Origin of the sequence: Mesorhizobium sp. M4A.F.Ca.ET.022.05.2.1 (genome assembly GCF_003998845.1) — a bacterium.
In the GTDB taxonomy this organism is placed as follows: Bacteria; Pseudomonadota; Alphaproteobacteria; order Rhizobiales; family Rhizobiaceae; genus Mesorhizobium.
In genome coordinates, this window is the sequence record NZ_RZOJ01000435.1 from 1 (window position 1) to 5,045 (window position 5,045).

Annotated in this window: 7 protein-coding genes; 4 read left to right on the plus strand and 3 right to left on the minus strand. The window is 62.7% G+C overall.

The genetic code is table 11. The annotated features are described in order from the left end of the window. Nucleotides 1-61: 61 nt before the first annotated feature. The 3 genes from EN745_RS29790 to EN745_RS29800 form a co-directional block, all read right to left on the minus strand. The gene (locus tag EN745_RS29790; RefSeq protein WP_127422895.1) at nt 62-997 is read right to left on the minus strand and encodes a Gfo/Idh/MocA family oxidoreductase; all 936 of its coding nucleotides are present in this window, start codon (nt 995-997) and stop codon (nt 62-64) included. A gap of 73 nt (nt 998-1,070) precedes the next feature. Continuing rightward, the gene (locus tag EN745_RS29795; protein WP_126054430.1) at nt 1,071-1,352 is read right to left on the minus strand and encodes a transcriptional regulator; all 282 of its coding nucleotides are present in this window, start codon (nt 1,350-1,352) and stop codon (nt 1,071-1,073) included. Then, nucleotides 1,349-1,687: a hypothetical protein gene (locus EN745_RS29800; protein ID WP_127422896.1), complete on the minus strand. Its 339-nt coding sequence runs from the start codon at nt 1,685-1,687 to the stop codon at nt 1,349-1,351. The genes EN745_RS29795 and EN745_RS29800 overlap by 4 nt, the downstream gene beginning before the upstream one ends. 138 nt (nt 1,688-1,825) lie before the next feature. Between EN745_RS29800 and rpsL the strand changes: the two genes are divergently transcribed. The 4 genes from rpsL to EN745_RS29820 form a co-directional block, all read left to right on the plus strand. Further along, nucleotides 1,826-2,197 carry a 30S ribosomal protein S12 gene (rpsL, locus tag EN745_RS29805; protein ID WP_006202128.1) on the plus strand — a complete coding sequence of 124 codons (372 nt, stop codon included), beginning with the start codon at nt 1,826-1,828 and terminating at the stop codon, nt 2,195-2,197. Nucleotides 2,198-2,262: 65 nt separating this feature from the next. Further along, on the plus strand, nt 2,263-2,733 hold the full coding sequence (gene rpsG, locus EN745_RS29810) for a 30S ribosomal protein S7 (RefSeq protein WP_126054431.1): 471 nt from the start codon (nt 2,263-2,265) through the stop codon (nt 2,731-2,733). A 29-nt stretch (nt 2,734-2,762) separates the two neighbouring features. Continuing rightward, nucleotides 2,763-4,853: an elongation factor G gene (gene fusA, locus EN745_RS29815; RefSeq protein WP_127422897.1), complete on the plus strand. Its 2,091-nt coding sequence runs from the start codon at nt 2,763-2,765 to the stop codon at nt 4,851-4,853. A gap of 65 nt (nt 4,854-4,918) precedes the next feature. Further along, nucleotides 4,919-5,045, plus strand: a 127-nt coding sequence (locus tag EN745_RS29820; protein ID WP_244571411.1) for a GTP-binding protein, incomplete at its 3' end; no start/stop codon positions are given.

Here is a 5,045-nt window from a genome sequence, read left to right on the forward strand (position 1 = left end):
GGACAGGAGCACATCCCGTTCGAAGACGATAGGATAACGGCGAGAAGGTTCTCAGTTTAGCTCAATCGAAGAACGCCTCGACCACATTGCGCTTGCCGAGCATGAAGGCGTCGGCAACGTGCTGTAACGGCGCGAGATCGACGTCGGAGACGCCGGCGCGGATGATCTCGGCGAAGCGACTGTAGAGCATCGGGTATTCCGCTTCCGGCTCGTCGTGGACGATCTTGCCGTCGATGGCGAGCTTCGCGCCGCCGCCCGAAAGCACCATCTTGCCCTTGTCGGTCTCGGCCAGGATGTCCCAGCTCTGCGGACCGGTCTGCAGCCAGTCGAGCTCCATCGTCACCGGCACTCCATTCGAGGTGCGGAAGGCGACATGCGCGGCAACCGGCGATGCGCGATTCTCCGGAAAATCGAGAACCGCCGAGGTGATGAACATCGCCGGCAGGATGTGGGTGGCGATCGACAGCGCGTTGATGCCCGGATCGAAGACGCCAAAGCCGCCCGGCGCCCAGATCCATTCCTGGTTCGGGTGCCAGCGGCGCACGTCTTCCTTCCAGATGATCGCCGCCGAGCTGATCCTGGCCGAGGCCAGGAATTCGCGCGCGGCCTCGACCGCCGGCGCGTAGCGTGAGTGCCAACTGGCGAAGAGAGAAACGCCATGCTTGCCGGCGATCCTCTTCAGGTCCTCGACCTCGCTGACGGTGGCGCCCGGCGGCTTCTCCAGGAAGACATGCTTCCCGGCTTCGATCGCTGCGCGCGCGGCATCGTAACGGAACTGGGGCGGCATGCAGAGCGAGACGGCGTCGAGGTCCGGCACGGCGTCGAGCATTGCCTCGATGGTCGGAAAGTTCGGGATGCCGTCGACCTTGCCGTGCCGGCTGGCGGCGGCGATGAGCTGGTAGTCGCTGTCTTTCGCCAGAGCCGGAAGATGCTGGTCGCGGACGATCTTGCCCACGCCAACGATGCCGAGCTTGATGGGACCTTTGTTCGAGGGCATGGGAACTCCGAGGATTTGGAAAGGTGGGTGTTTCTAAGCAGGGAAGTGACGCCGGGCAAGCCGGCGCCGATCGTCAGATCGGCTCGTCGAACGTGATGATCGACACTTCGCCTTCGAGCGCGCCCTGGTAGGCCGACAGATGCGGCTCGTCATCGGGCGCGCCGTCCATGTCGCCGATCTGGTCGAGTTCGGCCTCGGCATAGCCTTCCGCGGCGAGCGAATCGAGCGCCTTGCGCACCGCCGAATCGTCGTCGGGCGCAACAAGCATCACATGGACGCCTTCCGGCTTGCCGCCTTTCTTCTTCCAGACACGGCCGGTGATGATGGTGACCGGGCGTTCCTCATTGTCGTTCACGGGCTGATTCCTCTCGGCAAAGGGCGGGCAAGGGCATTTCTGCGGCTCGTGCCGCCTTTTGGCATGAAGCATGGGCCGGCGACAGCCAAAAGCCGGTCACTTTCTTCCTCGCCCTTGCAAAAAGACGCAAGAAAATTACATGCGTTTTTCGCATGGCTGCCAAGCCCCGGTTCGCGCGCAATATTTGCCAGCGCGGGGTTGACGGTTCGAAGGGTTGCGAGTAGAAGCCGCCCAGTCAGAACCCATGTGAGGCTTTCCTTTTCGAGGCGACACGCCTTGGAGTTTGCCTCAAACAGGGTTCGTTTTACGAGCGAAAAGACATTTCCGGCGCGCATGAAGCGGTTTCCGCTTCCTCTGCAATTTGTTCGGGCAGGACCGCGAGGCGCGGTGTGTTGCCCGAATTTGCGTATGGAAACGACGCTTTGAGCGGCCCTGACCGGGCAAGACACGGAATTGAGAGACAAGAGGGTTTAATGCCTACCGTCAACCAGCTGATCCGCAAGCCGCGCCTGGCGCCGGTGAAGCGCAACAAGGTCCCGGCCATGCAGCAGAACCCGCAGAAGCGGGGCGTCTGCACGCGCGTCTACACCACGACGCCGAAGAAGCCGAACTCGGCGCTGCGCAAGGTGGCCAAGATCCGCCTGACCAATGGTTTCGAGGTGATCGGCTACATCCCGGGCGAAGGCCACAACCTGCAGGAACACTCCGTGGTCATGATCCGCGGCGGCCGCGTCAAGGACCTTCCGGGTGTGCGCTACCACATCATCCGCGGCGTGCTCGATACCCAGGGCGTCAAGAACCGCAAGCAGCGCCGTTCGAAATACGGTGCCAAGCGTCCGAAGTAAGGTTTTCCGGCTTCGGCGCTTTTTTTTGACTGCGCCGGGCCATGAGAGATTGAGAGACAAAAGCCATGTCCCGTCGTCACAGTGCAGAAAAGCGTGAGATCAATCCGGACCCGAAGTTCGGCGACCTGATCGTCACCAAGTTCATGAACGCCGTCATGTATGACGGCAAGAAGTCGGTTGCCGAGACCATCGTCTACGGCGCGCTGGACCAGGTCCAGGCCAAGACCAAGCAGGAGCCGGTCACCGTCTTCCATCAGGCGCTCGACAATGTCGCGCCGCATGTGGAAGTGCGCTCGCGCCGCGTCGGCGGCGCCACCTACCAGGTTCCGGTCGACGTGCGCCCCGAGCGCCGCCAGGCACTGGCCATCCGCTGGCTGATCACCGCGGCGCGCAACCGCAACGAGACCACCATGATCGACCGCCTCTCGGGCGAGCTGATGGACGCGGCCAACAACCGTGGCACGGCCGTCAAGAAGCGTGAAGACACCCACAAGATGGCAGAAGCCAACCGCGCCTTCGCGCACTACCGCTGGTAAAGCGCGAACGAGACTGAGAGGCACCTACCATGGCCCGCGAATACAAAATCGAAGACTACCGCAATTTCGGTATCATGGCGCATATCGACGCCGGCAAGACGACGACGACCGAGCGCGTCCTGTACTACACGGGCAAGTCGCACAAGATCGGCGAAGTCCATGACGGCGCTGCCACCATGGACTGGATGGAGCAGGAGCAGGAGCGCGGCATCACCATCACGTCCGCCGCGACCACGACCTTCTGGAAGGGCCGTGACGGCAAGATGCGCCGCTTCAACATCATCGACACCCCCGGACACGTCGACTTCACCATCGAGGTCGAGCGTTCGCTGCGCGTGCTCGACGGCGCCATCGCGCTGCTCGACGCCAATGCCGGTGTCGAGCCGCAGACGGAGACCGTCTGGCGTCAGGCCGACAAGTACCACGTGCCGCGCATGATCTTCTGCAACAAGATGGACAAGATCGGCGCCGACTTCTACCGCTCGGTCGAGATGATCGGCTCGCGCCTCGGTGCGCAGGCCGTCGTCATGCAGCTGCCGATCGGCGCCGAGACCGAGTTCAAGGGCGTCGTCGATCTCGTCGAGATGAACGCGCTGGTCTGGCGCGACGAGACGCTGGGCGCCGCCTGGGACGTCGTCGAGATCCCGGCCGACCTCAAGGCTCGCGCCGAGGAATACCGCGAGAAGATGATCGAAGCCGCCGTCGAGATGGACGAGACCGCGCTCGAGAACTACCTCGAAGGCAACATGCCGTCGAATGACGAGATCCGTGCGCTAATCCGCAAGGGTACCATCGCGGTCAAGTTCTTCCCGATGTTCTGCGGCTCTGCCTTCAAGAACAAGGGCGTGCAGCCGCTGCTCGACGCCGTCGTCGAGTACCTGCCGTCGCCGGCCGACGTTCCGGCCATCAAGGGCGTCGATGCCAAGACCGACGCCGAGATCGAGCGTCATGCGGACGACAACGAGCCGCTGTCGATGTTGGCCTTCAAGATCATGAACGACCCGTTCGTCGGCTCGCTCACCTTCGCGCGCATCTATTCGGGCAAGCTCGCCAAGGGCGTCTCGCTCGACAACACCGTGAAGGGCAAGAAGGAGCGCATCGGCCGTATGCTGCAGATGCATGCGAATTCGCGCGCCGACATCGAAGAGGCTTACGCTGGCGACATCGTCGCTCTGGCCGGCCTCAAGGACACCACCACCGGCGACACGCTCTGCGATCCGCTGCACCCGGTCATCCTCGAGCGCATGGAATTCCCCGATCCGGTCATCCAGATCGCCATCGAACCGAAGACCAAGAACGACCAGGAGAAGATGGGCCTTGCCCTGCATCGCCTGGCGGCTGAGGATCCGTCCTTCCGCGTCAAGACCGACGAGGAAAGCGGCCAGACCATCATCGCCGGCATGGGCGAGTTGCACCTCGACATCATCGTCGACCGTATGCGTCGCGAGTTCAAGGTCGAAGCCAATATCGGCGCGCCGCAGGTGGCCTATCGCGAGACGATCACCCGCACGCATGAGCAGGACTACACGCACAAGAAGCAGACCGGCGGTACCGGTCAGTTCGCCCGCGTCAAGATCCTGTTCGAGCCGGACCAGGAAGGCGGCGACTTCAAGTTCGAGTCGAAGATCGTCGGCGGCGCGGTGCCGAAGGAATACGTCCCCGGCGTCGAGAAGGGCATCAACAGCGTGCTGTCGTCCGGTCCGTTCGCCGGCTTCCCGATGATCGGCGTCAAGGCGACGCTCATCGACGGTGCCTTCCACGACGTCGACTCCTCGGTGCTCGCCTTCGAAATCGCCGGCCGCGCCTGCTTCCGTGAAGCTGCGCCGAAGCTCGGCGTGCAGTTGCTCGAGCCGATCATGAAGGTCGAGGTCGTGACGCCGGAAGACTACGTCGGCAGCGTCATCGGCGACCTCAACGGCCGCCGTGGCCAGATCCAGGGCCAGGAAGCGCGCGGCGTGGCCGTCGTCATCAATGCGATGGTGCCGCTCGCCAACATGTTCAAATACGTCGACAATCTGCGTTCGATGTCGCAGGGCCGCGCCCAGTACACGATGCAGTTCGACCACTACGAGCCGGTTCCGACCGCGGTCGCCCAGGAAGTTCAGAAGAAATACGCGTAACTCGAGCGGGTTGCACGAGACCTTAATTCAAGCCCCGCACGGGCAAGCAGGAATGGAGACATCACATGGCAAAAGGTAAATTCGAGCGCACCAAGCCGCATGTGAACATTGGCACGATCGGCCACGTCGATCATGGCAAGACGTCGCTGACGGCGGCGATCACGAAGTATTTTGGCGAATACAAGCGCTATG